Annotated in this window: 22 protein-coding genes, 2 tRNA genes, 3 pseudogenes and 1 riboswitch; of the genes and pseudogenes, 14 read left to right on the top strand and 13 right to left on the bottom strand. The window is 71.7% G+C overall.

Translation table 11 applies throughout. The annotated features are described in order from the left end of the window. Positions 1 to 456: 456 nt before the first annotated feature. The gene (locus ACIA6T_RS12110) at positions 457 to 1,005 is read right to left on the bottom strand and encodes a MarR family winged helix-turn-helix transcriptional regulator (RefSeq protein ID WP_399446407.1); all 549 of its coding nucleotides are present in this window, start codon (positions 1,003 to 1,005) and stop codon (positions 457 to 459) included. A gap of 127 nt (positions 1,006 to 1,132) precedes the next feature. Here ACIA6T_RS12110 and ACIA6T_RS12105 point away from each other — a divergent pair, with 127 nt between their 5' ends. Next, entirely contained in the window at positions 1,133 to 2,407 is a 1,275-nt protein-coding gene (locus ACIA6T_RS12105) for an MFS transporter (protein WP_399446426.1), read from the top strand. A 67-nt stretch (positions 2,408 to 2,474) separates the two neighbouring features. On the opposite strand, the gene ACIA6T_RS12100 is transcribed toward ACIA6T_RS12105, so the two are convergent. Together ACIA6T_RS12100 and ACIA6T_RS12095 are read right to left on the bottom strand one after the other, a co-directional pair. Beyond that, entirely contained in the window at positions 2,475 to 4,130 is a 1,656-nt protein-coding gene (locus ACIA6T_RS12100; protein WP_399446406.1) for a SpoIIE family protein phosphatase, read from the bottom strand. 173 nt (positions 4,131 to 4,303) lie between these two features. Further along, complete coding sequence (locus tag ACIA6T_RS12095) at positions 4,304 to 5,680, bottom strand: NAD(P)/FAD-dependent oxidoreductase (RefSeq protein WP_399446405.1); 1,377 nt, start codon at positions 5,678 to 5,680, stop codon at positions 4,304 to 4,306. Between the two features lie 381 nt (positions 5,681 to 6,061). Here ACIA6T_RS12095 and ACIA6T_RS12090 point away from each other — a divergent pair, with 381 nt between their 5' ends. Beyond that, positions 6,062 to 6,790, top strand: a complete 729-nt coding sequence (locus ACIA6T_RS12090) for a TetR/AcrR family transcriptional regulator (protein WP_399446404.1) — start codon at positions 6,062 to 6,064, stop codon at positions 6,788 to 6,790. A gap of 132 nt (positions 6,791 to 6,922) precedes the next feature. Here the strand turns inward: ACIA6T_RS12090 and ACIA6T_RS12085 are convergent, their stop codons facing one another. Next, the gene (locus tag ACIA6T_RS12085; RefSeq protein WP_399446403.1) at positions 6,923 to 9,046 is read right to left on the bottom strand and encodes an asparagine synthase-related protein; all 2,124 of its coding nucleotides are present in this window, start codon (positions 9,044 to 9,046) and stop codon (positions 6,923 to 6,925) included. Between the two features lie 716 nt (positions 9,047 to 9,762). Between ACIA6T_RS12085 and ACIA6T_RS12080 the strand changes: the two genes are divergently transcribed. From ACIA6T_RS12080 to ACIA6T_RS12065, 4 genes are all read left to right on the top strand, one after another. Further along, a complete protein-coding gene (locus ACIA6T_RS12080) occupies positions 9,763 to 11,187 on the top strand; it encodes an MFS transporter (RefSeq protein WP_399446402.1) in 1,425 nt (474 codons plus the stop codon). A gap of 55 nt (positions 11,188 to 11,242) precedes the next feature. Further along, the gene (gene lhgO, locus ACIA6T_RS12075) at positions 11,243 to 12,499 is read left to right on the top strand and encodes an L-2-hydroxyglutarate oxidase (protein WP_399446401.1); all 1,257 of its coding nucleotides are present in this window, start codon (positions 11,243 to 11,245) and stop codon (positions 12,497 to 12,499) included. Positions 12,500 to 12,992: 493 nt separating this feature from the next. Continuing rightward, complete coding sequence (gene trmB, locus ACIA6T_RS12070; RefSeq protein ID WP_399446400.1) at positions 12,993 to 13,847, top strand: tRNA (guanosine(46)-N7)-methyltransferase TrmB; 855 nt, start codon at positions 12,993 to 12,995, stop codon at positions 13,845 to 13,847. 29 nt (positions 13,848 to 13,876) lie between these two features. Beyond that, positions 13,877 to 15,220 carry a PrsW family intramembrane metalloprotease gene (locus ACIA6T_RS12065; protein WP_399446399.1) on the top strand — a complete coding sequence of 448 codons (1,344 nt, stop codon included), beginning with the start codon at positions 13,877 to 13,879 and terminating at the stop codon, positions 15,218 to 15,220. 91 nt (positions 15,221 to 15,311) lie between these two features. Here ACIA6T_RS12065 and ACIA6T_RS12060 read toward each other — a convergent pair whose 3' ends face one another. From ACIA6T_RS12060 to ACIA6T_RS12040, 5 genes and pseudogenes are all read right to left on the bottom strand, one after another. Further along, positions 15,312 to 16,331, bottom strand: a complete 1,020-nt coding sequence (locus ACIA6T_RS12060; protein WP_399446398.1) for a M23 family metallopeptidase — start codon at positions 16,329 to 16,331, stop codon at positions 15,312 to 15,314. A gap of 12 nt (positions 16,332 to 16,343) precedes the next feature. After that, positions 16,344 to 16,501, bottom strand: a riboswitch (cyclic di-AMP (ydaO/yuaA leader). 329 nt (positions 16,502 to 16,830) lie between these two features. Beyond that, a tRNA-Met gene (locus ACIA6T_RS12055) sits at positions 16,831 to 16,904 on the bottom strand. A 63-nt stretch (positions 16,905 to 16,967) separates the two neighbouring features. Then, positions 16,968 to 18,101: a dihydrofolate reductase family protein gene (locus tag ACIA6T_RS12050; RefSeq protein WP_399446397.1), complete on the bottom strand. Its 1,134-nt coding sequence runs from the start codon at positions 18,099 to 18,101 to the stop codon at positions 16,968 to 16,970. 44 nt (positions 18,102 to 18,145) lie between these two features. Further along, a pseudogene (locus ACIA6T_RS12045) lies at positions 18,146 to 18,388 on the bottom strand (LuxR C-terminal-related transcriptional regulator); the annotation flags it as partial. Continuing rightward, positions 18,310 to 18,675, bottom strand: coding sequence for a zinc ribbon domain-containing protein (locus ACIA6T_RS12040; RefSeq protein ID WP_399446425.1), 366 nt, complete (start codon positions 18,673 to 18,675; stop codon positions 18,310 to 18,312). The gene ACIA6T_RS12040 and the pseudogene ACIA6T_RS12045, both read right to left, overlap by 79 nt. Between ACIA6T_RS12040 and ACIA6T_RS12035 the strand changes: the two genes are divergently transcribed. Beyond that, positions 18,602 to 18,850, top strand: coding sequence for a hypothetical protein (locus tag ACIA6T_RS12035; protein WP_399446428.1), 249 nt, complete (start codon positions 18,602 to 18,604; stop codon positions 18,848 to 18,850). The genes ACIA6T_RS12040 and ACIA6T_RS12035 overlap by 74 nt on opposite strands. Positions 18,851 to 18,877: 27 nt before the next feature. Here the strand turns inward: ACIA6T_RS12035 and ACIA6T_RS12030 are convergent, their stop codons facing one another. Beyond that, the gene (locus tag ACIA6T_RS12030; RefSeq protein WP_399446396.1) at positions 18,878 to 19,690 is read right to left on the bottom strand and encodes an RNA-guided endonuclease InsQ/TnpB family protein; all 813 of its coding nucleotides are present in this window, start codon (positions 19,688 to 19,690) and stop codon (positions 18,878 to 18,880) included. 89 nt (positions 19,691 to 19,779) lie between these two features. Next, a pseudogene (locus tag ACIA6T_RS12025) lies at positions 19,780 to 19,905 on the bottom strand (sensor histidine kinase); the annotation flags it as partial. 421 nt (positions 19,906 to 20,326) lie between these two features. Here ACIA6T_RS12025 and ACIA6T_RS12020 point away from each other — a divergent pair. The 7 genes from ACIA6T_RS12020 (at position 20,327) to ACIA6T_RS11990 (ending at position 24,257) form a co-directional block, all read left to right on the top strand. After that, positions 20,327 to 20,599: a DUF3040 domain-containing protein gene (locus tag ACIA6T_RS12020; protein ID WP_385058492.1), complete on the top strand. Its 273-nt coding sequence runs from the start codon at positions 20,327 to 20,329 to the stop codon at positions 20,597 to 20,599. A 372-nt stretch (positions 20,600 to 20,971) separates the two neighbouring features. After that, positions 20,972 to 21,217, top strand: a complete 246-nt coding sequence (locus ACIA6T_RS12015) for a hypothetical protein (protein ID WP_399446395.1) — start codon at positions 20,972 to 20,974, stop codon at positions 21,215 to 21,217. A gap of 102 nt (positions 21,218 to 21,319) precedes the next feature. Beyond that, positions 21,320 to 21,976 (top strand): hypothetical protein, encoded by a 657-nt coding sequence (locus ACIA6T_RS12010; RefSeq protein WP_399446394.1) that lies wholly within the window; start codon positions 21,320 to 21,322, stop codon positions 21,974 to 21,976. A gap of 34 nt (positions 21,977 to 22,010) precedes the next feature. After that, positions 22,011 to 22,499: a DUF6907 domain-containing protein gene (locus ACIA6T_RS12005; RefSeq protein WP_399446393.1), complete on the top strand. Its 489-nt coding sequence runs from the start codon at positions 22,011 to 22,013 to the stop codon at positions 22,497 to 22,499. 80 nt (positions 22,500 to 22,579) lie between these two features. Further along, entirely contained in the window at positions 22,580 to 22,879 is a 300-nt protein-coding gene (locus tag ACIA6T_RS12000) for a hypothetical protein (RefSeq protein ID WP_399446392.1), read from the top strand. A gap of 133 nt (positions 22,880 to 23,012) precedes the next feature. Further along, entirely contained in the window at positions 23,013 to 23,357 is a 345-nt protein-coding gene (locus tag ACIA6T_RS11995; protein WP_399446391.1) for a hypothetical protein, read from the top strand. Between the two features lie 639 nt (positions 23,358 to 23,996). Further along, complete coding sequence (locus ACIA6T_RS11990) at positions 23,997 to 24,257, top strand: GntR family transcriptional regulator (protein WP_399446390.1); 261 nt, start codon at positions 23,997 to 23,999, stop codon at positions 24,255 to 24,257. A 177-nt stretch (positions 24,258 to 24,434) separates the two neighbouring features. Here the strand turns inward: ACIA6T_RS11990 and ACIA6T_RS11985 are convergent. Both ACIA6T_RS11985 and ACIA6T_RS11980 read right to left on the bottom strand, forming a co-directional pair. After that, positions 24,435 to 24,507 (bottom strand) — tRNA-Lys (locus ACIA6T_RS11985). A gap of 153 nt (positions 24,508 to 24,660) precedes the next feature. After that, positions 24,661 to 24,929, bottom strand: a pseudogene (locus tag ACIA6T_RS11980) (RNA helicase); the annotation flags it as partial.

Here is a 24,929-nt window from a genome sequence, read left to right as displayed (position 1 = left end):
TTGAGTTCTCAAGGAACGGACGCTTCCTTTGTACTCACCCTCGCGGGCTTTCCTCCGGGCGCTTCCCTTCGGTCTTGCGTTTCCGACTCTATCAGATCTTTCCGATCCGATTTCCTCGGTGCTTTCCGGGGTTCCGCTCTCGCGTTTCCCTTTCCGGCGGTTCCGACTCTATCAGATCCTTTCGGTCCTGATTCCCGGTCAGAGCGGGCTGCCTTCCCGGCTGTTGGGCCGTTCCGACGTCTCAAACCTTAGCGGACTCTCTCCGTGTTCCTCAAATCGAGGGTTGGAATTGAATTCGGGCACGCCGAAATCGTTCCCACTGGGAGGTCGTGCTGGAGTTTTGAGTGCCGCTGATGCGGCGGAAGGTGCTGCCGAAGAACCGTTACGGCCCCGTGGCAACCCGAAGAACCTTACGGATCGGAGAGGCGGCTGTCAACATCCCCCGGCCAAGATTTTTCAGTCCAGGTCGCTGAGGCGTCCGCCGGCGTCCGGCTGGGCGTGTTCCACCCGGCGCAGAAGGCGGGTGAGGACCTCACCCAGCGTCGCCCGCTCGTCCGGGTCGAGGTCCTGGAGGAGGTCCTCCTCGAAGACGGTGGCCAGGCGCATCGCCTCGAGCCACTTCTCACGGCCGGCGGAGGTCAGCTCCACGATCACGCGGACCCGGTTGTTCTCGTCCCGCTCCCGGTCGACCAGCCCCTCGGTGACCATGCGGTCGATCCGGTGGGTCATGGCGGCCGGGGTCAGGCCGAGGCGCTTGGCGAGGTCACCGGGACCCATGCGGTACGGGGCGCCGGAGAGGACGAGGGCCTTGAGGACCTCCCAGTCGGCGTTGGTGATGCCGAGCTCGGCGGTCTGACGGCCGTAGGCGACGTTCATGCGGCGGTTCAGGCGGGACAGCGCGTTGACGATCTTCTCGACCTGGGGGTCGAGGTCCTGGAACTCGCGCTGGTACGCGGCGATCTGCTCTTCGAGTGTCGGCTCGCCGAGGCCGGAGGTATCGCCCATGGCCGCAGTATGGCACGCCCCTCCTTTGCTTTGAAGTCCTTCACTGTGTAGCCTTTAGTATCGAACTTTAGCTTCTAAGTCTTCACTCCTAACTACTTGCTTGAGAGAGGTGAACGTGACCAGGGCGATGGGCGCGGCGATGCGCCGGATCCACGTGGGCAACGCACTCAGCGCGTTCGGGCTGGGCTTCACGGTTCCGTACCTGTACGTCTACGTGGCGCAGGTGCGAGGGCTGGGAGCCATGACGGCGGGTCTCGTACTCGCCGTCTTCGCCGTGGCCGCGCTGATCGTGCTGCCGTTCGCCGGACGGGCGATCGTCCGGCGCGGCCCGCTGCCGGTGCTGCTCGTCGCCCTGGTCACGGCCGCGGTCGGGGCGCTGAGCCTGGGCCTGTCGAGTGGTGCGGCGACCGTGCTGCTGTCGGCGGCGGCGCTGGGCGCCGGGCAGGCGGTGATGCAGCCGGCGCTCGCGACGATGATCGTGGACTGCTCGACCATGGAGAACCGGTCGCGGGCGTTCGCCACGCAGTTCTTCCTGCAGAACCTCGGGCTCGGCGTCGGCGGTCTCATCGGCGGTCACCTCGTGGATCCCACGGAAGCGAGCTCCTTCGTCCTCCTCTTCGCGATCGAGGCGGCGATGTTCCTGCTGCTGGTCGTGGTGATGGCGACGGCGCGGATGCCGCGCGCGCCGCGCGTCGGGGGCACTCCGGCGCAGTCGGCCAAGGGCAGCTGGAAGCAGTTGCTGGGCAACCGGGCCATGGTGCGGCTGTGTGTGCTGGGCTTCGTGCTGTTCTTCGCCTGCTACGGACAGTTCGAGTCGGGGCTGAGCGCGTACGGCGTCGAGGCCGCCGGGATCTCCACTTCCGCGCTGGGAACGGCGCTGGCCGCGAACACCCTGGTGATCGTGGTCGCGCAGTTCGCGGTGCTGCGGTTCGTCGAGCGGCGCAAGCGCTCGCGCGTGATCGCGTCCGTGGGGCTGATCTGGGCCGTGGCGTGGGCCGTGGCCGGGTACGCGGGGCTGGGGAACGGGAGCCGGACGATGGCGACCGCCGCGTTCATCTCGACGTACGCGCTGTTCGGGCTCGGTGAGGCGATGCTGTCGCCGACGCTCGCGCCGCTGGTCGCCGATCTCGCGCCGACCGGGATGGCGGGGCAGTACAACTCGGCGTTCGCCCTGGTGAAGCAGCTCGCGCTGGCCGTGGGGCCGGCGGTGGGCGGGCCGCTGGGTGCCTCGCTGCACGGGCCGTACGTCGTGATCTTCCTGCTGTTCTCGCTGGGCATCACGGTGCTGGCGGTGCGGCTCGGACGGCATCTCACGGACGTGCAGGACCAGCCGTCGGTGGCGCGGAGCCGTGTGGTGGTGCAGGGCGGTGCGGCAGCGGGCCAGGCTCCGGCGCACGCCTGATCCACGCGCCCCTGCCCCACCTCCATACGCCCACCCTCATACCCCCACTCCCGTACGCCCGGCTCCGCTACGAGCCGGGCGTCTTCGGCTTCGGCAGGAGGAACTCGCACCAGACCGCCTTGCCGCCGCCCGGGGTGCGTCTGCTGCCCCAGCCGGAGGCGATCGTCGCGACGATGGCGATGCCCCGGCCGGACTCGTCGCCTGGTTCCGCGCGGCGGCGCCTCGGCAGGTGGTCGTCGCCGTCGGTGACCTCGATGATCAGGCGGCGGTCGGTGCGGCGCAGTCGCAGCCGCATGGGTGGTGTGCCGTGCTGGAGGGAGTTGGCGACCAGTTCACTGGTGGCCAGGACGCCCAGGTCGTGCAGCTCGACGGGGAAGCGCCAGCTGGTCAGCACACCGGAGGCGAAGGCACGCGCGCGCGGGGCCGCCTCGACCCCGCCGAGCAGCTCCAGCGCGGCGTTGCGGAAGAGCTCGCCCTCCGCGCCCTTGCGGGCGGGGTGCTGGAGGACCAGGACGGCGACGTCGTCGTCGTGGTCCGGGGTGACGCCGGCCGAGCGGACCAGGCGGTCGCAGACGACCTGGGGGCTGCCGGTGGCTCCGGCCAGGGCGCGTTCCAGGGCGGCGATGCCCTCGTCCAGGTCCTCGTTCCTCCGCTCGACCAGGCCGTCCGTGTAGAGGACGGCGGTGGAGCCGGGAGTGAGGGGGACGGAGCCGGACGCGTGCATCCAGCCGCCGGTGCCGAGCGGGGGGCCGGTCGGTTCGTCGGCGCGCCGGACGGTGCCGTTCTCGTCGCGGACCAGGATGGGCAGGTGGCCGGCGGAGGCGTACACCAGGCTGCCCTCGTTGGGGTCGTGGATGGCGTAGACGCAGGTGGCGATCTGGTTGGCGTCGATCTCCATGGCGAGGCCGTCGAGGAGCTGGAGCACCTCGTGCGGCGGGAGGTCGAGCCGCGCGTAGGCCCGTACGGCCGTGCGGAGCTGGCCCATGACCGCCGCCGCGCGCACTCCTCGTCCCATGACGTCGCCGATGACGAGGGCGGTGCGGCCGCCGCCCAGGGTGATCACGTCGTACCAGTCGCCGCCGACGGCGGCCTCGGTGCCGCCGGGGTGGTAGGTGGCGGCGACGCGCAGGTCGTCGGGCTCCTCCAGTTCCTGGGGGAGGAGGGAGCGCTGGAGGGTGACGGCGGTCTCGCGCTGGCGGCGTTCGCTGGCGCGCAGGCGTTCGGCGGCCTCGGCGTGGTCGGTGACGTCGGTGGCGAAGACGAGCACCCCGCGGCCCTCGCCCTCGGTGACCGGGGTGCAGGTGAAGGTGTAGGAGCGGCCGTCGGGGGCCTTGCGGGACTTCACCGTGCGGGGCTTGCCGCTGCGCAGGACCTGGTCGAGGAGGGGCAGCAGACCGAGTGCCTCCAGCTCGGGGAGGGCTCCGCGCGCGGGGGCGCCGATCGGGCGGGCGCCGAAGGCCGCCGTGTAGGCGTCGTTGACGTAGGCGATGCGGTGGTCGGGGCCGTGGACCAGGGCGACGAGGGAGGGGACGTGGTCCAGGACCTCGCGCACCCCGAGGTCGTCGACGGCGGGCACGGGCCGCACGTCGTCGGTGAGTTGTTCGGCGCGGGCCCCGGGCACGGAGCCCTCTCCCCGCCGGTCCGGGGAGACCGCCTGCTCGTTCCGCGCTGCGGCGCGGCGCTGCGTTCCGGGGAGCCGGGCGCTCCAGCGCGTGAAGTTCACGAATCCTTGCCTCATGTAGTTGTCGGCGGCCGGAAACCGGGACCGGCCGGGGCCCCGGGGGCCGCACCGGGGTGGGCGGGGGCCCGCCCGCGGTGGTGGACCAGTCTGGCAGGGTGCCGACCGGGCCGACATCCGTCAGACGCCGGTCCGGCCGCTGGAGTTCCTGGGTCCGGTCAGGACGACCCCTTCGGGTTGTGCGGGGGGTCCTGAGAAGGCTTTCCACCGGCCGCCAGTTCGAACTCCGCACGGGGATGCTCGAGTGATCCGAGCGAGACGACCTCCCGTTTGAAGAGCCCGGCGAGTGTCCACTCGGCGGCGACCCGCGCCTTGCGGTTGAAGGTCGGGACCCGGCTGAGGTGGTAGGTCCGGTGCATGAACCAGGCGGGGTAGCCCTTGAGCTTGCGTCCGCACACCTGGGCGACGCCCTTGTGCAGCCCGAGGGAGGCGACGGAACCGGCGTACTTGTGGGCGTACGTCTCCAGCGGTTCGCCCCGCAGGGAGTGGACGACGTTGTCACCGAGGGTCCGCGCCTGGCGGAGCGCATGCTGCGCGTTGGGGGCGCACTCCCGCCCCGGCTCCCGCGCGGTGACGTCGGGGACGGCGGCGGCGTCCCCGGCGGCCCACGCGTGTGCGGCCCCGTCCACGACCAGCTCGGCGGTGCACTTCAGCCGCCCCCGCCCGTTCAGCGGCAGATCGGTGGCGGCGAGGACGGGATGCGGTTTGACGCCGGCGGTCCACACGACCGTACGCGTGGGGAAGCGTGACCCGTCGCTGAGCACGGCGACGCGGTCGGCGCAGGACTCCAGCCGCGTCTCGAGACGTACGTCGATGTTGCGTCGGCGCAGTTCGGTGACGGTGTACCGGCCCATCTCCTCCCCGACCTCGGGCAGGATCCGCCCGGACGCCTCGACGAGGATCCACTTCATGTCCTCGGGCCGGATGTTGTGGTAGTACCGCGCGGCGTAGCGGGCCATGTCCTCCAGCTCGCCGAGCGCCTCGACGCCCGCGTAGCCGCCGCCGACGAAGACGAAAGTCAGGGCGGCGTCGCGGATGGCCGGGTCCCGCGTGGAGGACGCGATGTCCATCTGCTCCAGCACATGGTTGCGCAGGCCGATGGCCTCCTCCACCGTCCTGAAGCCGATGGCGTGGTCGGCGAGGCCGGGGATCGGGAGGGTGCGCGACACGGAGCCGGGCGCGAGCACCAGTTCGTCGTACGCGATCCGCCGCCCTCCCGTGCCCTCCTCGCCGGTGGCGAGCGTGCTGACGGTGGCGATGCGTTCGGCGTGGTCGACGCGGGTGGCCTCGCCGATGACGACGTGGCACCGGTCGAGGACACGACGCAGCGGTACGACGACGTGGCGAGGGGAGATGGCACCGGCGGCCGCTTCGGGGAGGAAGGGCTGGTACGTCATGTACGGATCCGGGGTGACGACCGTGATCTCGGCCTCGCCCCGCCCGAGTTCCCGTTTCAGCCTCCGCTGGAGGCGCAGGGCCGTGTACATCCCGACGTAGCCACCGCCGACAACGAGAATGCGCGCACGTTCCTTCACCCTCCCATGACGCACCCGTCGCTTGCGTTTGTCCACAGCCCCGACGAATTGTGTGACCGGGAGGCCCGCGCGCACCGGGTTGGCCGATTCACCGACCCTGCCGGAATTCCCCCTGGTCAGCAGCGGTGGACCTGCCTTCGCTCGGGGGTACATTCAGGACGTATACGACCCGTACTCCGATCGAGGGGCGCTCCGTGCGGAACCTGCCCCTTCTGAATTGACTCCCTCTCAACTATGTTCGTCTGTCGACGGGGTGTAGGGGGATGCGCTCATCGGGCTCGCGACGGGCGGGACCGACAAGCCGGACCTGTTCCACACGCCCCGGACATCAATGGCGGGGAGAAGTCTCCGGGGGGAGACGTCATTACCGGGGGAATACATATGCATGTTCAGGACTCTCATTGGTCTTCCGCTCTCGCGGCCGGCGGACGTCCGGACGGGACGCGCACGACACCGCTGCGTGTGGACGCCCAGCGCAATCTGGAGCACGTACTGCGTGCCGCGCGGGAGGTCTTCGGCGAACTGGGCTACGGCGCGCCGATGGAGGACGTGGCACGCCGGGCGCGAGTCGGCGTGGGCACGGTGTACCGGCGCTTCCCGAGCAAGGACGTCCTGGTGCGGCGGATCGCCGAGGAGGAGACCTCCCGGCTGACCGACCAGGCACGGGCGGCGCTCGGCCAGGAGGACGAGCCGTGGTCGGCGCTGTCCCGTTTCCTGCGCACGTCGGTCGCCTCCGGCGCGGGGCGGCTGCTGCCGCCGCAGGTGCTGCGGGTGGGGGTGGCGGAGGAGCACGGTCTGCCGGACCACGCGCGGTTGCCGCAGCAGCGGACGCAGATGGCGGGGGCGGGTGAGCTGCGGCTGGTGTCGGAGGCGCCGGTGGCTGTGGCGGCGGAGGACGACGCGGGGGCGGCGCAGCTGCTGGACGTCGTCGGGCAGTTGGTGGCCCGGGCGCGGGCCGCGGGCGAGCTTCGGCCGGATGTGTCGGTGTCCGACGTCCTGCTGGTGATCGCGACGGCGGCACCGTCCCTGCCGGATGCGGCGCAGCAGGCCGCGGCGTCGGCGCGGCTGCTGGACATCCTGCTGGAGGGGTTGCGTTCACGCCCGGCGTAGGGGGTGCTCGGTGGGGCCGCGGCCCCGGCGCCTGACGGGTGCCCCGGCGTGGGTGTGGGCCGGGGGTGTTCATGCGGCCCGGCGCGCCTTGCGGGTACCCCTGCATGGGTAAAGCCGCGCCGCAGGCGAACCTCAGCGGGTGCCGGCTGTGCCGGCGCCGAGGGCGCCGCGTTGGGGGGCGATTCCGCCCGGGACCGCGCGTTGGCGGGCCGGGGTGCCTGTCCAGCAGGTTCCCCTGCGGGCCAGCAGGCGGCGCAGCCACACCTCCAGGGCGACCAGATCCGCCAGGCCGTCCAGCGGCAGCGGTTCGCCCTCCGCCGCGCCCCGCAGGGCCTTGCGCACCACCCGCGCCTCGACCAGCCCCGCCTCCGCCAGCAGCGGCGTGTCGAACAGCGCCACCAGCGAGTCCGCCGCCACCCGCAGTCCCGTACGCGCCGCGACCGCAGGACCGGCCGCCCCCGGCGCCCCCCAGCCCGCCGGCAGCTCCCGCACCCCCGCCCCCTCCAGCACCGACCGCAGGATCGAGGCCCGCGCCCCCGGCTGCACCCGCAGCGCCTCCGGCAGCGCCCGGCACGCCCGCACGACCTGGTTGTCGAGGAACGGCGCGTGCAGCCGCTGGGAGCGGATCTCGGCCGCCTGCTCCAGCACCCGCAGATCCGCCGCGTGCCGGGCCAGCGCCGCCCGCGCCCGGAAGTCGCCGGGCCGCTGCCCCGGCCCCACCTCGGACCGCCGCGTCGAAGCCTGCAGACGAACCGATACTTCAGCCAGCGCCTCACCCGTCAGCCAGCGCGCCGCCGGCCCGGGTCTCCCCCAGGTCAGCGCGGCCAGCGAGGCATCCGCCGCGCCCCCGGGCCCGTCGTCGTCCAGCCGCCGCTGCAACAGCCGCTCCGCGAGCGACTCCAGTCCCGCCCGGTACGGCGTGCGCGCCAGCCGCCGAGCGGCGGCGTACACGCGCGCGGGCACCATCACGGACCCGTCGGCCTTCGCCAGCGCGGCCACCGGCCGCACCAGATGCCGCCGCTTGCGGTCCATCAGCAGGTCGGCCAGCCGCGCCGGATGCGCGTCCAGCACCTGCTTCGCCCCGTACCCGGTGAAGTGATCCGCGCTCCCCGCCGCCAGCCGCGCCCGGTGCCGCGCGGCCGACACCAGCGAGGGCCCGGGCTCGTCCGTCAGCGGCCCGTCCAGATCGACGTACGGAAGCGTCGACGCCTCCCCGGCCACCACCACGTGGTGCAGCCGCGGATTGGCGGCCAGCGCCCCCGCCCGCGACAGCTCGCCGTCGTCCCGCACCCCACCGGGCCCGCCGGCGAGGTCGTTGAAGGTGACGGCCAGCAGCCGCTCCCCCGCCCCCGTCCCGTGCCCCAGCACGGTCCCCGGCATCCCGGGCAGTCCCGCGGCCAGCAGCGCCAGCGCCCCGGACGCCGGCCCGCCGGACAGATCGGCCCCGATCCCCGGCACCGGCGTCCCCCGGGCCGCCCGCCGCTCGGCGGGCCCCATCCCGGGCACGGGCCCGGGGTCGATACCGGCGCCGGGAACGTGCCGGGGCGCGGCCAGCCGTGTCCGTACGGCCTCGACCAGCGCGTCCCGCACGGCGTCCACCGCGTGGTCGGGGTCGGCGGGCGGCGCGGCGACGGCGAGCGAGGCGACGGGTTCGTACCCGGCGATCTCGCGCGCCCCGGCGCGCAGGATCAGCGCATGCCCCGGCGGAATGCGTTTCACGCCGTCGTACGGGGTGGAGTCGTGGAGCGCGGCCGGTACGTCGGGGGCGGCGAGCAGCGCGGCGAGGTGTCCGAAGTCGAGGTTGGCCTCGATGAGGTCGGCGAGCGGCAGCGCGGCGGTCGCGTACGCGGTGCCGCCCGCCCAGGGGGTGTGGAAGACCGGCCGGGCACCGGCGAGATCACCGCAGACGGTGACCCGGCGCCCCACCTGCACGACCGCCGTGTAGCTCCCCGGCCAGGCGGTCAGGTGCCGGAGCGCCCCGCCCCGCGCGGCGAACAGCGCGACGCGCAGTTGTTCGTCGGAGGCCCCGCACGTGCCGAGGACGGCGATCCGGGTCTGCTCGTCGGCCTTGACCACCCGTACCTCGTCGGGGCGCCAGTCGCCGACCGCCCAGAGCGGGTCGGGGTCACCCCACAGCAGCTGGGACCCCACGGGGTGCACGGTCTCGCCGTCCACCCCGGTGGCGCCGGCGGAGCCGGTGGGGCCGAACCCCGTGGCGCCCGCGGCGGTGCTGCTCCATCCCACCAACCACCGCATCGCCGCCTCCACACGCTGTGGACAACCAGTGCACCGTACGAACCGGTTCCCCATGCTGCCATGAAGGAGGCGCTCAGGAGGGGTGCCGGAGCCGTACGTGCTCCGTCGGATGCGCCCCGGCGGAGACACCCGCCCCGCCCGGACGGGCGCCCGCCACAGAGGAGTCACCGTACCGGCGCCACGCGGCCGGCCACGTCATCACGACACGAATGCGCCCCCATAGCGCGCCCCTTAAACCCCCAACGCGCCGTCAATTACCAGCGTAGAAGCAGTGATACACCCGAAAGAGTGGGGTCGATTTTCGGCCAAATCAGAGCGGTGAGGCCAGCCTCGAACACGCTCCGTACAGGCTCTGCGCACCGTTGGGCGGTCGCGCAGTCCGGGAGACGGGACACGCCTCCCGGACCGTTCCGCCGCCCGCGGGGATGTAGGCGGCGGTGTCCCCCAGCCCACTGGATCCAGTACAGCGGGCCGACCCACGCGCCGACCATGGAACCGCTCCCGCGATGGCCGGAGAAGAGCGCACACACGGGCGCACAGCCACACACCGGGAGCGCGCCGCAACTGCGCGTATCGGACCCGTACTTCAGTACGGACCACAATCCCGCCATCCGGAAGAATGCCCCTTAACGCTTGGGATGCGGCGAACTACGCTGGGTTTACGAATGCCGCGTGGTTATGCCAGCGCGGCAGCCGTCTGTGTCGAGGGGTGGCGCATGTCCAGGGAGCAACGCGGGCCGAACGAAAAGCTCGGCACCGTTCTCGCCCTCGCGGGAATCTCCAACGCAGGCCTCGCGCGACGCGTCAACGACCTTGGCGCCCAGCGAGGACTGACACTTCGCTACGACAAGACGTCGGTGGCGCGCTGGGTGTCGAAGGGCATGGTGCCGCAGGGCGCCGCCCCGCACCTGATCGCCGCCGCCATCGGCCAGAAGCTGGGCCGTCCGGTGCCGCTCCACGAGATCGGCCTGGCGGACGCGGACCCCGCACCCGAGGTGGGCCTCGCCTTCCCCCGTGACGTCGGACAGGCGGTGCGCTCCGCCACGGAGCTGTACCGGCTGGACCTGGCGGGCCGCAGAGCCGGCTCCGGCGGCATCTGGCAGTCGCTCGCCGGATCGTTCGCGGTGAGCGCGTACGCGACGCCCGCATCCCGCTGGCTGATAACCCCGGCCGACAGCTCGGTGGCGCGTGAGGCGAATCCCGCCGACGGCTCCGGCGCACCGTCCAAAGTCGGCCACAGCGATGTGCGGAAACTGCGGGAGGCCGCCGAGGACGCCCGGCGCTGGGACTCCAAGTACGGCGGAGGGGACTGGCGTTCGTCGATGGTCCCCGAATGCCTGAGGGTCGAGGCGGCCCCGCTGCTGCTCGGCTCCTACTCCGACGACGTCGGCCGCTCCCTCTTCGGCGCGTCGGCCGAACTCACCCGCCTGGCCGGCTGGATGGCCTTCGACACGGGCCAGCAGGAGGCCGCCCAGCGCTACTACATCCAGGCCCTGCGCCTGGCCCGCGCGGCGGCCGACGTCCCCCTGGGCGGTTACGTGCTCGCCTCGATGTCGCTGCAGGCGACCTACCGCGGCTTCGGCGACGAGGGCGTGGACCTCGCCCAGGCCGCCCTGGAGCGCAACCGGGGCCTGGCCACCGCCCGCACCCTGAGCTTCTTCCGCCTCGTCGAGGCACGGGCGCACGCACGCGCGGGGGACGCCCAGGCGGCCGGTGCCGCCCTGAGGTCGGCGGAGAGCTGGCTGGAACGCTCCCGCCCCGGCGACAGCGACCCGACCTGGCTCGGCTTCTACTCCTACGACCGTTTCGCCGCCGACGCCGCGGAGTGCTACCGCGACCTGAAGGCGCCCCGCCAGGTCCGCCGTTTCACCGAGCAGGCGCTGTCCAGTCCGACGGAGGAGTTCGTGCGCTCGCACGGACTGCGGCTGGTCGTCTCGGCGGTCGCCGAACTGGAGTCGGGCAACCTGGACGCGGCCTGCGAGCAGGGGGTGCGCGCGGTGGAGGTCGCGGGCCGCATCTCGTCCGTCCGCACCACCGAGTACGTCAGGGACCTCCTGCACCGTCTGGAGCCCTACGGCGACGAACCCCGCGTGGTCGAACTGCGTGAACGCGCCCGCCCACTGCTGATGACGACCGCCTGACCCGATCCGCGCCGAGAACCCGCCTTCCGGGTTTGAAGGCGTTGTCAGTGGCGCAGTGCACTATCGGACGCGGGAGGTGGTGCGGGTGGTGACGGGGTGGTCGTACGACTGCGACGTGCTGGTGATCGGCGGCGGGATCGTCGGCCTGTCGACGGCGTACGCGCTCACGCGCGCGGCGCCGGGCACGCGGGTCGCGGTGCTGGAGAAGGAGCCGGGCCCCGCCCGGCACCAGACGGGCCGCAACAGCGGCGTCATCCACAGCGGCGTCTACTACCGCCCCGGTTCGCTGAAGGCGCGGTACGCGGTGTCGGGCGCCGCGGAGATGGTCAAGTTCTGCGCGGAGTACGGCATCCCGCACGCCGTGACGGGCAAGCTGATCGTCGCCACGACCCGCGAGGAGCTGCCCCGGCTGCACGCCCTGGTCCAGCGCGGCCGGGAGAACGGCATCGCGGTCCGCGAGCTGTGCGGCGCGCAGATCGCGGAGTACGAGCCGGAGGTCGACGGCCTCGCGGCCATCCACGTCGGCACCACCGGCATCTGCGACTTCACCGCGGTGGCCCGCCGGCTCGCTCAGGCGTCGCAGGCGGCGGGCGCGGAGATCCGCTACGGGGCGCGGGTGATACGCGTCGACCGCCGGCCCGACCGGGGAGTCGCCGTCCTGACGGCCGGCGGCGACGTCGTACGCGGCCGGGTGCTGGTGAACTGCGCCGGTCTGCACTGCGACGAGATCGCCCGCCGCACCGGTGACGAGCCCGGCGCCCGGATCGTGCCGTTCCGCGGCGAGTACTACGAGCTGGCCCGGCCGGAGCTGGTGCGCGGCCTGGTCTACCCGGTGCCCGACCCGGCGTTCCCCTTCCTCGGCGTCCACCTCACCCGGGGCATCGACGGCGGCGTCCACGTCGGCCCCAACGCGGTACCGGCGCTGGCCCGCGAGGGCTACGACTGGCGCACGGTGCGTCCGCGCGAGCTGGGGGCGACCCTGGCCTGGCCGGGCTCCTGGCAGCTGGCCCGCCGCCACTGGCGGTACGGCACCGGCGAACTGCACCGCTCGCTGTCCAGGCAGGCCTTCACCCGGGCCGTACGCCGGCTGCTGCCCGCGGTGCGGGAGGACGACCTGGTGCCGGCGGCGGCCGGGGTACGGGCCCAGGCGGTGCTGCGGGACGGCACCCTGGCCGACGACTTCCTGATCCAGGAGACCGCCCGCACGGTCCACGTACTGAACGCCCCCTCCCCGGCGGCGACGGCGTCCCTGCCGATCGGCCGCGAGGTCGCGCGACGGGCACTGGCGGCGCTGGAGACAGCGCAGCGCTGAACCCGGCGTCGCCGCTCCCGCACCCGGGACCACGGCGGCGACCGGGGACGGACCCGCACCGTCCTGACCGGGCGAACGGAACGCCGACGAGCACACAGCCCCGAACCACGGCCCGACGCACACCGCACACCGCACACCCACCCCCGGCCTCGGAAAGGACCACACCGGCCACAACCCCGGACACCCTCCGCCCCTGCCGCCCCGCGAGAACCCTCCGCACCACGACCCGGCACTCAGCCACAACCAGCCCCGGCAAGGGCGGAACCGACCCCGGGAAAGCCCGTCCCGGCCACAACCCCGGGCACCTCTCAGCCCTGCCGCCCCCGCAGGGGGCCTCCCCGGATTCCGTTCCGGCACTCAGCCACAACCGACCCCGGCAGGGGCGGAACCGGCCACAACCCCGGGCACCTCTCAGCCCTGCCGCCCCCGCAGGGGGCCTCCCCGGATTCCGTTCCGGGGCTCCGTGCGCGGGCCCCGTAAAATCGGAGGCACTGTGTCTGACACCGTTAACGCTTCCGAAGCCCTTCGTCCTGCCCCCGGCCAGGACTCGCCGCACACGCCCGGGGTGTCCGTCCGGCATACCCGGGCCAAGGGGGAGCCCCGGTTTCCCGACGGGCCGAAGGCCGATCCCGCCGGGTCGCACTTCGAGCGGCGGATCCGGAGCTTCCAGCCGCGGCGCAGCCGGGTGACCGCCGGGCAGGCGGACGCCCTGCAGCGGCTGTGGCCCGCCTGGGGATTCGACATCGACGGCAGCCGGCGGCTCGACCTCGCGGAGTTCTTCGGCAACGACAACCCCGTCGTCCTGGAGATCGGCTTCGGCATGGGCGAGGCCACCGCGCGGATGGCCGCCGCCGACCCGGCCACCAACATCCTCGCCGTGGACGTCCACACCCCCGGCCAGGGCAATCTGCTCAACCTCGCCGACCGGCTCGGGCTGACCAACGTACGGGTCGGCAACGGTGACGCGATCATCCTGCTGCGCGAGATGCTCGCCCCCGGCTCCCTCGGCGGACTGCGCGTGTACTTCCCCGACCCCTGGCCGAAGAAGCGGCACCACAAGCGGCGGCTGATCCAGCCGGAGTTCCTCACCCTCGCCGCGACCCGCCTCGCGCCGGGGGCGGTACTGCACTGCGCCACCGACTGGGAGCCGTACGCGGAGCAGATGCTGGAGGTGCTCACCGCGCATCCCTGCTTCGAGAACACGCGGCCGGACGGCGGTTTCGCGCCGCGTCCCGCCTTCCGGCCGCTCACCCGTTTCGAGGGGCAGGGACTGGAGAAGGGTCATGTGGTGAACGACGTGCTCTTCCGCCACGTACCGCGGGACGAGCAGGCAGCAGACCGAGCCTGATACAGCCCCGCCTCGTTAGGGTCGATCCCGTGGCCATCAGTCCCCCGTACCCGACGCCTCCCGGCGGAGCGCCGCGGCACGCGCACTGGTGGCAGCGGCCCTGGGTGCGGTACGGCGCGCTGATCACGCTGCTCGCCCTGTCCGGTCTTGTCATCCTCGCGCTGGTGCGCGAGCAGACCGGGACGCGGGGGTTCCTGGTCGGGCTCGGCCTCGCCGTCCTGCCCGTGCCGCTTCTCGTCGCCGCCTTCCGGTGGCTGGACCGGGTCGAGCCGGGACCCTGGCGGAACCTGCTGTTCTCCTTCGCCTGGGGTGCCTGCGCGGCGGCGCTGATGGCGATCGTCGCGAACAGTTTCGCCACCCGGTGGATAGCGACGGCGACCGCCGACCCGACCGGCGCCGACACCCTCGGCTCGACCGTCATAGCGCCGGTGGTGGAGGAGTCCGCGAAGGCCGCTGCCGTCCTGCTGGTGTTCCTGTTCCGCAGACGCGACTTCACCGGGATCCTCGACGGCGTGGTGATAGCCGGGGTCACCGCCACCGGCTTCGCGTTCACCGAGAACATCCTCTACCTCGGCACCGCCTTCGGCACCGACCAGCTCACCGGCGACAGCGGCATCGCCTCGGTCACCGCGGCGACCTTCTTCGTCCGCGTCGTGATGTCGCCGTTCGCGCATCCCCTGTTCACCGTGCTCACCGGGATCGGCTTCGGCATCGCCGCGCTGTCCACGGACCGGCAGCGGGCCCGGCGCGTGCTGCCGCCGCTCGGCGGGCTGCTCCTCGCGATGGGCGTGCACGCGCTGTGGAACGGCTCCTCGGCGCTCGGCCAGTACGGCTTCCTCGCGGTGTACGCGGCGTTCATGGTGCCGGCGTTCGGGCTGCTGACCTGGCTGGCGGTGTGGACGCGGCAGCGGGAGCTGCGGACCGTACGGGCGGAGCTGCCCGCGTACGTGGCCGCCGGGTGGATCGACGCGGCGGGGCCGTTCGCACTGGGCTCGATGCGGGCTCGGCGCCTCGCCCGGCGGTACGCGCGCCGCCACGGCGGGAGGGCGGCGGCACGGTCGGTCGCCGCGTACGAGGCGTACGCGACGTCGCTGGCGTTCCTGCGGCACCGGGGGCGGCTCGGGCGGGCGGGGACGGACTTCATCACGCGGGAACGCGAGCTGCTGCTGGAGCTGTGGCACCGGCGGTCAGCGGCCCGGCCCGCCCTGGAGCACGCGGCCCGCGCGACCGCGCCCCGGGTTCCGGTCGCCACGGCACCGTGGGCGGGGTACGGCTGGTACGGCGCGTACGGCGGCTACGGGCATCCACCGCACGGACAGCCGCCGTACGGGTACCCGTACACCACGCACGACCCGAACGCCCGCCGGTCCTGACGGCCCCGCACCGCCCCCGAGAACACCTGACCGGCAGCCCTGACATCGGGGGGTCGTCGTCGGGACTGCCGGGGTTCGGAAGCGGCGGGGCTCAGGGGGTGAGGCCCTTGCTCTGCAGCCACGCCATCGGGTCGATGCCCGAGCCGGAGCCGCCGGAGTGGACCTCCAGGTGGAGGTGGGCGCCGGTGGAGTTGCCGGTGGAGCCGACGCGGCCGATCACATCGCCGGTGTTGACCTTCTGGCCGACGCTGACGCTGATGGAGGACTGGTGAGCGTACCAGATCTCGGTGCCGTCGTCGAGAGTGAGCACGGTCTTGTAGCCGTAGGAGCCGTCCCAGCCGGCGGAGGTGATCGTGCCGGTGTGGACCGCCTTGATCAGCGTGCCCGTGGGGGCGGCGAAGTCGAGGCCGGTGTGGTAGCCGGAGGACCAGTAGGCGCCGGCCTGGCCGAAGGTCGAGGAGAGGGTGTACGAGGAGGTCGGCAGCGCGTACTGCTTGGCCAGCTCGGCGAGGCGCTCGGCCTCGGCCTTCTTCGCGGCCTCCTCCTCCGCCTTCTTCTTGGCGGCCTCGGCCTTGGCCTCGGCCTCCTTCTCCGCCTTGGCCGCGGCCTCGGCGGCCTGCTTCTCGGCGGCGGCGACGGCCTCGGCGGCGGCCTTGGTCTCGGCCTGGCTCTGCTGCTGCTCGACCTGGGCCATGATCCGGGTGCGCAGCGCCTCACCGGCGCCGGCGGTGCCCTGCTCGGTGTCGGCGGCGGTCATGGCGAGGGTGCTGAGGGGGGTGGACGATCCCTCGGGGGTTTCCTCGTCGGAGATGAGGGAACCCACGTTGGGGAGGTCGGGCATGGAGATCGAGACCGGCGGCTTGCCGGTCTGGGCGCTGGCCATGCCGCCGGCGCCGACGGCCGCTATGACGCCGACGCCCAGGACGGTGGAGCTGCGGGCGAGTCCTCCGCCGCGCTGCTTGGAGACGCGATGCCGGCCGCGTACGGGACGAAGGGACTCCGCGGTGGGGTTCCACTCCTCGAAGGGGCCCTCGTCGGTGTGGCCGGCGCCGTAGGCGACGGTGTCGCTCGGCTTGAACGGGGCTTCGGGGGCAGGCGGGTTGGACGCCACGTGGGCGCGCTCCTTTCCTTCCGTCTTCGCCTACCGGGTTAGCTGACGGGTTCGGAGCGGGAAGGTCTCCTACGCGCGTATACGAGCCGTGTCGCCACGGCGGTATCCACGCGATTCACCCCATGGTGGTGGTTCCCCGGTTCCCTTGCGGGATTCGGCGCGTGCGCACGGAGCCGCCTTCTGTGACGGCTGGGACGACCGCGCTGCGTTATCGAACGTTAATAGACGCGAGGGTCGTATTCCAAGCCGTTCCTCTTGATCGTTAACGATCCCCGGGGGGACTTAAGCGCCATGAGCGGCCAAAAACGGGCGAGTTGACCGCACCTCAGGCCGTCTTGGGTGACGGGCGGTTTCTGACCGTGCGTCAGTTGTTATGCGCTGCGGGGTGGGTTGCTCACAACGAGTGAGAACGGGGAGCGGGCGGGAGCGGGCCGCGACGGGCGGGAAACGGAAAACACCGAGGGCCGGAATCCTTTGGATTCCGGCCCTCGGCCTTCAGTAGCGGGGACAGGATTTGAACCTGCGACCTCTGGGTTATGAGCCCAGCGAGCTACCGAGCTGCTCCACCCCGCGTCGTTGAAACCAGTGTACGCCATCCGCGGGACACGGCGCACACCCGTTACCGGCGGCCCGGTCTCAGCGGCCGAGCAGATGGCCGTTGGGTGCCTTGGCACGGTCCGCGTGCTCCGGCAGGACGACGACGGTGGCGCCCCCGGCCGCCAGCACGCCGCTGCCGTCGGCGTCCGCCACGAACGTGTCCGGCTCGCGCCAGGCCGTGACCACCCTCCGCACTCCCGCGTCCAGGACCAGCCGGGCACAGGGCGCAGGGCGGGACGCGCGGCGGGCGCAGGGCTCCAGGCTGGAGTACACGGTGGCGGTGACGAGCCGGGGGTCCGTGGGGTCGGTCTTGGCGAGCGCGGCCTCCTCCGCGTGCACCACCGGGTCGGCGCCCTCCCGGGAGTGACCGCGCGCCAGCTCCGTACCGTCGGCGGCCACCACGACCGCGCCCACGCTGAACGCCGTCTCCGAGGGCGGGCACTCGGCGGCCAGCTCACAGGCGAGGGCCAGCCAGTGGTGGTCGGCGGCGGAGGGCAGCGGGCCGGTGCCGGGGGCGGTGGGCTCGTAGCGCGTCAGGACGACGTCGCCGACCTGGCGGGTCTCGACCATCCGCAGCCGGCCGCCCTGGTAGGAGCCGGGACCGAAGAGGCGCGGGGCCTCGGGGTCGCCGACGAACAGCGGGGCGAGGACCAACTGGAGCTCGTCGGCCAGCCCCTCGGTGAGGAGCTGCGTGTGGACCGTGCCGCCGCCCTCGACCATGAGCCGCCGCACCCCGCGCTCGGCGTGCAGGTGCTCCAGCAGCCGCCGCCAGTCGAGCTCGGCGCCGAGCGGGACGACGTCGGCGGCGAGACCGAGGGCGTGGGCGCGCTCGGCGCCCTCGTCGGTCGTGTAGAGGACCTTCTCGCCGCCGGTGTGCCAGAACCGGGCCGCCGGGTCCAGCTCGCCGGAGCCGCTGACGGTGACCTTGAGCGGGTACTCGGCCCGGCCGTCGGCGAGGCGGGCGGCGCGCCGCTCGGGCGAGTTGACCAGCAGCCGGGGGTTGTCGGCGCGGATCGTGCCGGCGCCGACCAGGATGGCGTCCACGGACGCCCGTACCTCGTCGACCCGGTCGAAGTCGGCCGGGCCGGACAGCAGCAGCCGCTCGGGGCCGGTGTCGTCCAGGTAGCCGTCGAGGGAGACGGCGGCGGACAGCAGGACGTACGGGTGCGGCATCGGCGTACTCCGGGTGGGGCAGGTGTGGGGGTCCAGTCTGCCGGTCAGGGCTCGATCAGCCCCACGCGGATGGCGTACCGGGTGAGTTCCAGGCGGTCCCTCAGGCCGAGTTTGGCCAGCAGGTTGGCGGGGTGCCGCTCCACGGTCTTGGGGCTGATGACGAGGAGACCGGCGATCTGCTGCGAGGTGTGGCCCTCGGCGACCAGTTTCAGGATCTCCTCCTCGCGGTCGGTGATCGCCTTGACCGGCAGGGGACGGCCCTCCCGCACCAGATCAAGGTAGTTTTGACATCCTCCCCCTCTTGATAAAGGGGGATTCCAACCCGGACGGGTTGGGGTTCACGGGTGCTCGAGCGGCTGGTGGCCGCTGTCACCCCTCCGGCACCGGCTGCACGCCGGGGGCGGGGGATCCCGCCCTGTCCTGCCGCGACGTCCACTGCAGCGTTCTCATCCGCGTTGCAGGTGAACCCGCAGGACACGCAGACGAACTCGGCTTGGCTCTTGCGCGAGTCCTTCTCGATCCAGCCGCAGGCACTGCACCGCAACGACGTGTACGGGGCGGGGACGTCCTCCACCCGCCCGGGGGCCTTCTCACCGGTACGGCGGCGCAGCAGACCCCAGCCCTGGGCCAGGATGCCCCGGTTCAGCCCCGCCTTCTGCCGCACCCGCGTACCGGGCTGCTCGACGGTTCCCTTCGCCGAGCGGGTCATGGTCGTGATGTTCAGTTTCTCGAACCGGATCAGGCGATAGGTGCGGGCGAGCATGGTGCTGGTCTTCTCACACCAGTCCTTGCGCCGGTCCACCTCCCGCGCCTTCAGCCCGGCCACCTTCGCGTACTCGGCCCGCTTGCGGTCGCCGCCCTTGGGGGGCGCGGGCCGCACGGCGCTGGTGCTTGCGGACCTGCGCCCGTTCCCTGACCGTGAGCTGGGGGCAGTTCAGCTTCCGGCCGTCGGACAGGGCAGCGGTGACCTTCACACCCCGGTTGATCCCGACGACCTCCCCCGTGCCGGGCGCGTCGATGGGGCCGGGGATAACGGCGAAGGCGATGTGCCACCGGCCGTTGCGGAAGGTGCCCCGGAACGTCTTCGCCACCGGCAGCTCCGCGCGGGTGAGGCGGAAGCGGACCCAGCCACAGCCGGGCACCTTCACCCGCGCCCACCGCCGGTTCAGCCTCCGCACCACCACCGACCGGCCCATCACCTGCCCGCCCTTGGCGTTCAGCTTCGGCGAACCGTCCGGATGACACACCGGAACCCGGTCGGTGCCGATCACCCGGAAGCCCTCATGCACATGCTTCCTGCGCCAGGTCGGCTCACCGAACCCGGAGGCGAACCGGGCGGTCCTGGCCCTGGCGAAGTCCTGCAACGCCTGCTGCTGCACATCCGCATTCCCCGCAGCCAGCCAGTCATTGTCCCGCCGGGCCTCGGTCAGCTGGCGGCACTGCTCCGCGAACCCGGGCGCGGACTTCCGGCCTGGCCGCCAGCACGCGTGCTGCTCGACCGCCAGATTCCACACGTACCGCGCGTGCGCGCAGTGCAGCAGCATCCGCTGCTCCTGCTCGCCCGTCGGGTACATCCGGAAACGCGACATGCCGCCAAACGTAGCTCCGATGTTCGCTCCCCTCTTTGAATCCCGCCCGGCCCACCCGAACGAGTGATCCACCCCCGCCCCCGCTCCCCCAGCCCCACCGTGAGGACCGCGGTCTCGGTGAGCGGGACCGGCGTGGACACCGTGACGGGTCCCAGCAACAGGGCCGTGGCCACGATGAGCACGACGGCGTTCAGCAGGGAGATCCGCCAGAACAGGGCACCCCGTACCGCCTCCTCGCCGTCGGCCGCTCGCCACGGGCTCCCGGTGCGGGGAGCCGACGGCCCGCGTACCGGGGGCGCGGCGCGGGCCGTCCCTCTCAGCGTGTGCGCCGCGCGGTCCCCGCGCCATCGGCGACAGCCCCCATTTTTCCCGGGGACCAGGGCCGGCCGGGCGGTCCGCGTACGCGGTGGCGCCCAGGGCGGATGGGGCCCGCGACGGATGGCCGCGGGTGGTGTCGGTGGGCGACGCTGGAGTCTGCCGTACCGGACGGGTGACGACGTCGGTACAAGGGCAAACTCCCTTGTACCGGGCCGAGTTCGCGGCAGGCCGACGGTTCACCCTCTTACGCCCCCGGCGTCACGGAGCGATGGCCGCCGGCGGTGTCACCGGGCGGCCGCCCCCTGGGAAGGAGGAGCCGTGCCCCAGTCCGACGACGAGCGCCTGGTCGACCTCGCGGCCCGTCTCGAACACGAGGACCCCCGTTTCGTCCGCTCACTCTCCGAAGGCCGCCCGGCCCGCCCCCGCGAGTACCGGCGCACGAGCGCCTGGTGCGCGCTGGCCATCGGGGTGACCATGCTCGCCGCGGGCATCGTCGTCCCCGACGGCCTCCTCATCGCGGCGGGCCTGGTCCTCACCGGGATCGCCGTGCAGCTCCTCGACCCGAACCGGGACGAGCGTCCCGTGAAATGACGCGGCGCCCGAGCCGGCCGAAGCCGGTTCGAGCGCCGCACAGCAGATCAAGGCTTGCTGGGTGATGCCGCATCTTCCAATGCTGTCCGCTCGTACCCGGTCGAGTCATACCTAGTCGAGCACGCGCGGGCTGCCGCCTGGCCCGGCTCCAGGCAGCCTGTGCCCGGTCGCCCGCTCACGCAGCAACCCCCTGCGGGTACCCAAGAACCTCAGTTCGTCGACGCGTAGCCGCAGGTCTCCCTCCCCCGCTTCTCTGTCACCGATCGGGCGCGAGTAGAGAAGAATAGGAGTACCTTTTGGTACTAGAGGAAAGGTGTGAGCATGAAGATCACAGAGGAAGCCCGGAGTCGGACAGCCCGGACGACGGCACCGTTGAAAGTCGATGCGGCCATAGACGAGCTGATCGCGGACGGCGCCCACTTTCTGGGGATGACGAAGAAGGACCTGGTCGCGGAGGCCGTCCGCACCTACCTGGAGATCCGCCGTGAGGAGGTTCGGGCCAGCATGCTGGAGAAGATGCGCAAGCTTGACGGAACCGTGGAATCGAGCGTCTCGCTGCTCACCGGACTGTCACCGGAGCGGATCAGGGAACTCGGCGGAACGGGCGAGGACGACTGATGCGTGCGGCCCACTCGACCCACCCTCCGCACGCTCCGCGAGGACTTGGGATTACCGCTTCCGTCAGCCCGGGAACCGCTCGATGAACTGGATCATCCGATCTTGGCCAAGGCCCGGGAACACTTCGCCGACGACGAGGCCGGACATGAACGGATCCGCTCGATCGATGATGAGGTGCTTTTCAAAGTCAAGGTCCAACGCTGGCGCGGAGCCGTCTGGACCGACGAGGACCTGCCCTGGCTCATCGCCGCCGGGCAACGCGAGGACGGGTCGCCGGACGACTTCTACTCAGCCCTGGAAACGACCGCGAGGGCTGCACGAGCCCGCTATAACGCCGACAACCGTCAACCCCTGAGCACCAGAACATATGTCGGGCACCTCCTCCCCGACCAGAACGACCATGACCGCTACCAACTCGAAGCCGGCGCCCGGCTTGTCCGCCGTCTCGTTGCGGCTGTCCGGGAACTGGCTCGTGGGTCACTGCACGACGGTCATGAACACGCCGCCGACTTTCCCACCTTCCGCCTCGGCATCCTCGTACGCGCCGACGACGGCCATGAGACCTACGTCGCGGTGCGCATCACCGGCTCCGTCCCCGACGATCTCGTCGCGGTCGTTCTGCGCCATGTCCCCGGCTGCGACCCCACCATCTGGTACCCCGAGTACGCCCTCCCCAGCCGTCCCCTTCTTCCCGCCGAGCAAGCCTGGTCGACCCTCATGGACCCGAAAGCCGCGGCTGAACTCCTGAACGAGGAATGAGCCGGGATCCCCGCCCCACGTCGTCCCAGGGCCAATGACCACCCGAACAAGGAACCCGCTCATGCCGGATCACGACAACTCGTCCCGGACAGTGACCGTACCCACGTGCGACCACGGGCCTGTCACCGTCTGGGAACCCGACTGGTGTACGGGAAGCGAGACAGAACATCAGCCCGGCGGCTACCGCGTCGACATTACGCACGCGAGCCCTGACTACGAATTCACAATCTCAACGAGCCGTGGCACAGCGGTGGTTCTGCGTGCATGCTTCGAGCAGCGCCCCTTCACCGAGCGCCCACCCGGCCACGTCCCCTTCGTGAACGTCGAAATGAACGGCGACTGGCATCCACATGGTTCCGACAACTTGCGCCGCCTCTCGGACAGCCTCACGGCACACGCGGATCGTCTCCGGGACCTTGCCGACCGCCTCGACGGTCTCACCGACGCCTTCGGTGCCACGCAGAGAGGCACGCAGAGAGGCACGCCTGCGGCGGCGCGCCCCGAGGAAGGACGTGGTGGCTGAACAAGCCACGCTGCCTGTCGAGTGGCCGTTGGGCGTTGGCATATCCGGCCATCGCGCCGCTTGTCGTACGGCGGGTGCACATGCTTGCCGAGCACTTCGGCGGCGGTAAACCGTTCACTGCGGACACGCCGCCCGTACGCCCCGCCGGGGTGACCACCGGTACCAGCCCCGGAGTGAACAGCGCGCCACCCACCCGCCCCGATACCGAGCAGGCCCACCGGGTCGTCGAAGCGTGCTGGGCGGACAGGGTGAGCGTCCGGGAGACCACCCACTGCGCCACCCGCTCGCCCGCGTTCGTGAACAGGCAGCTCACCAAGCTCTACGAGGACCGCGGACCCGCCCCAATACCCGGACGGCTCGCCCGCGTCGGCGAGGAATGAGTGCCTGCACCGGCTCGCCATGCTCGCCACACGGCACCTCTCCTTTCCACATCCTCGCGGAAGACCGCTTCCTGTGGACCAGAGAGGTGCCAGGCTTGTCCCACCTCTGAAAGCCGCAGCGAACGGAGTAGTCATGGAGCTGGCACCGCAGGAAGTGACAGAGCTGAACGCTGAGCGGGCACGACTGTATGACGAGCTGAACCGAGAACGAGAGCAACAGCTTGTGAAACTCCGCCAGGAGGTTCTACTCGTTGAGAACAGATTCAAGAGCGAGCTGCAGAGTCGGAGTCAAGCGGCAGAGCTGGCGATCAAAGCGCGTCGCCGTATCGTGCTGGTTCCTCCGGGGCCCGACCCCGACTGCTACCACTCCAGCGAGTCTTCTTGCGGCTACGTCAACGACAAGTACCTCTCGATGACGGAGCAGGAGGCGATTCAGCGAGGGCTGAAGAGACACGAATACGGCTGTCGATACTCGTAACGGATGTGTGCTCAGGTCCTTGCTGACGAGGGCCTGGGTACCGATCCTCTGCGCTTGCAGAAAGCGGCCCGCCCTCGACGCGGAATGCGAGGGCGGGCCGCTCCGAAGCGCTCGACGCGGTCGGCGTCGTGGTCGAGCGTGGACCTACTCGTTACGGTGGCGCGGGCACTGGCACGGCGGCCACGCCGAGCTGAGTGCGAACGGATCGGGCGGGATGTCGCTCATGATGCGTACCTCCTTGCGCTGCTCGACCACCCGGCCGTCACGGACGCGGATAACCCGCATCGACATGAGGTGTACGGGCTTGGCTGCCTCGCCGCCCCCGGCGGCCTGGCCGGCGCTCACTCTTCGCCCCCGTGCGCGGTGGCACGGTGCCGGATGAGCAATACCCGACAGTCGCCCTCGGTGTGCGCGGTCTGCTCCTCGGTGCCGAGCCATACACACTCGGCGCATGCGGGGGCAGCTGTTCTACGATCCATGCGTCACTGCTCCTGTGCAGCGGTGGCCATACCCCCGGGCCCTGGACGGCCGCGGGGGCCTTCTGTTTGAGACTGTACGCCAACTTAGTACGTCTTGGTACGTCATCGGACGGCCTATCTCGATCTATGACAGGTAAGGATGTGCTCTTACGGTCGCAGCATGATTGAGCTGGACCGGAACGCCATGACGCCGATGTACGTGCAGTTGGCCAACGTGCTGCGCGATCGCATCCGGCGCGGTGAAATCCCGGTCGGCCGGCGCCTGCCCTCGCAGTCGGAGTTGGAAGCGGAGACCGGCGGCGCGGTGTCACGGCGGACCATCAAGAGCGCGCTGGAAGTCCTGACCGAGGAAGGCGTCATTCAGGGCGTACAGGGCAAGGGCGTGTTCGTGATCGCCCTGCCCAACGACGAGAGTGAGTAGGACTCGCGGATACGGCAAGGCCCTGGCGGCAGACCGCGTCGGTCGGACCAGCAGCGGGCCAGCGTGACCACTTGGTGACCACTTCGCCTGCGGATTTCACCGCCGAGCAGGCACCGGAAAACGACGGGAACCCCGCCTGACCAGGTCAGACGGGGGTCCCGACCCCGAGGGGTCCGGTAGGCCCTGTGGGACTCGAACCCACAACCAATGGATTAAAAGTCCACTGCTCTGCCAATTGAGCTAAGGGCCCCTGGCGATGTTGCCTCCCCGAGCATAGCCGGACATGGCCGGGACTCCGATCGGGTATCGCGGAGGCGGGTCCGGACGTGTCCCGCGCGGAACGCGGGAGGGCCCGCACGACGGGTGTCGTGCGGGCCCTCCCGGTCGGCTCGGTGAGCCTGCGTCAGCCGTTGCGCTTCCAGCGCGGCTTGTCCTCGCGGCGGCCGAAGGAGCCGCCGCCGCGGTGGTCGTCACGACGGCCGTACGGGCGGTCGTGGGAACCGGAGTGGAAACCGGGGCGGTCGCCCTGGCGGTCGCGGTTGAACGGACGGTCGCTGCCGCGGTGGCCGCCGCGGTCGTCACGGCGGAAGCCGCCACGCTCGCCGCGGTCACGGTCACGGTTGAAACCGCCGCGGTCGTCGCGGCGCTCGAAGGAACGGCCACCGCGGTTGT

The sequence above is a fragment of the Streptomyces sp. NPDC051740 genome, assembly GCF_044453165.1.
GTDB lineage: Bacteria > Actinomycetota > Actinomycetes > Streptomycetales > Streptomycetaceae > Streptomyces > Streptomyces atrovirens.
The sequence above is the reverse complement of the archived record's forward strand: the minus strand, read 5'-3'. Positions and strand labels throughout refer to the sequence as shown.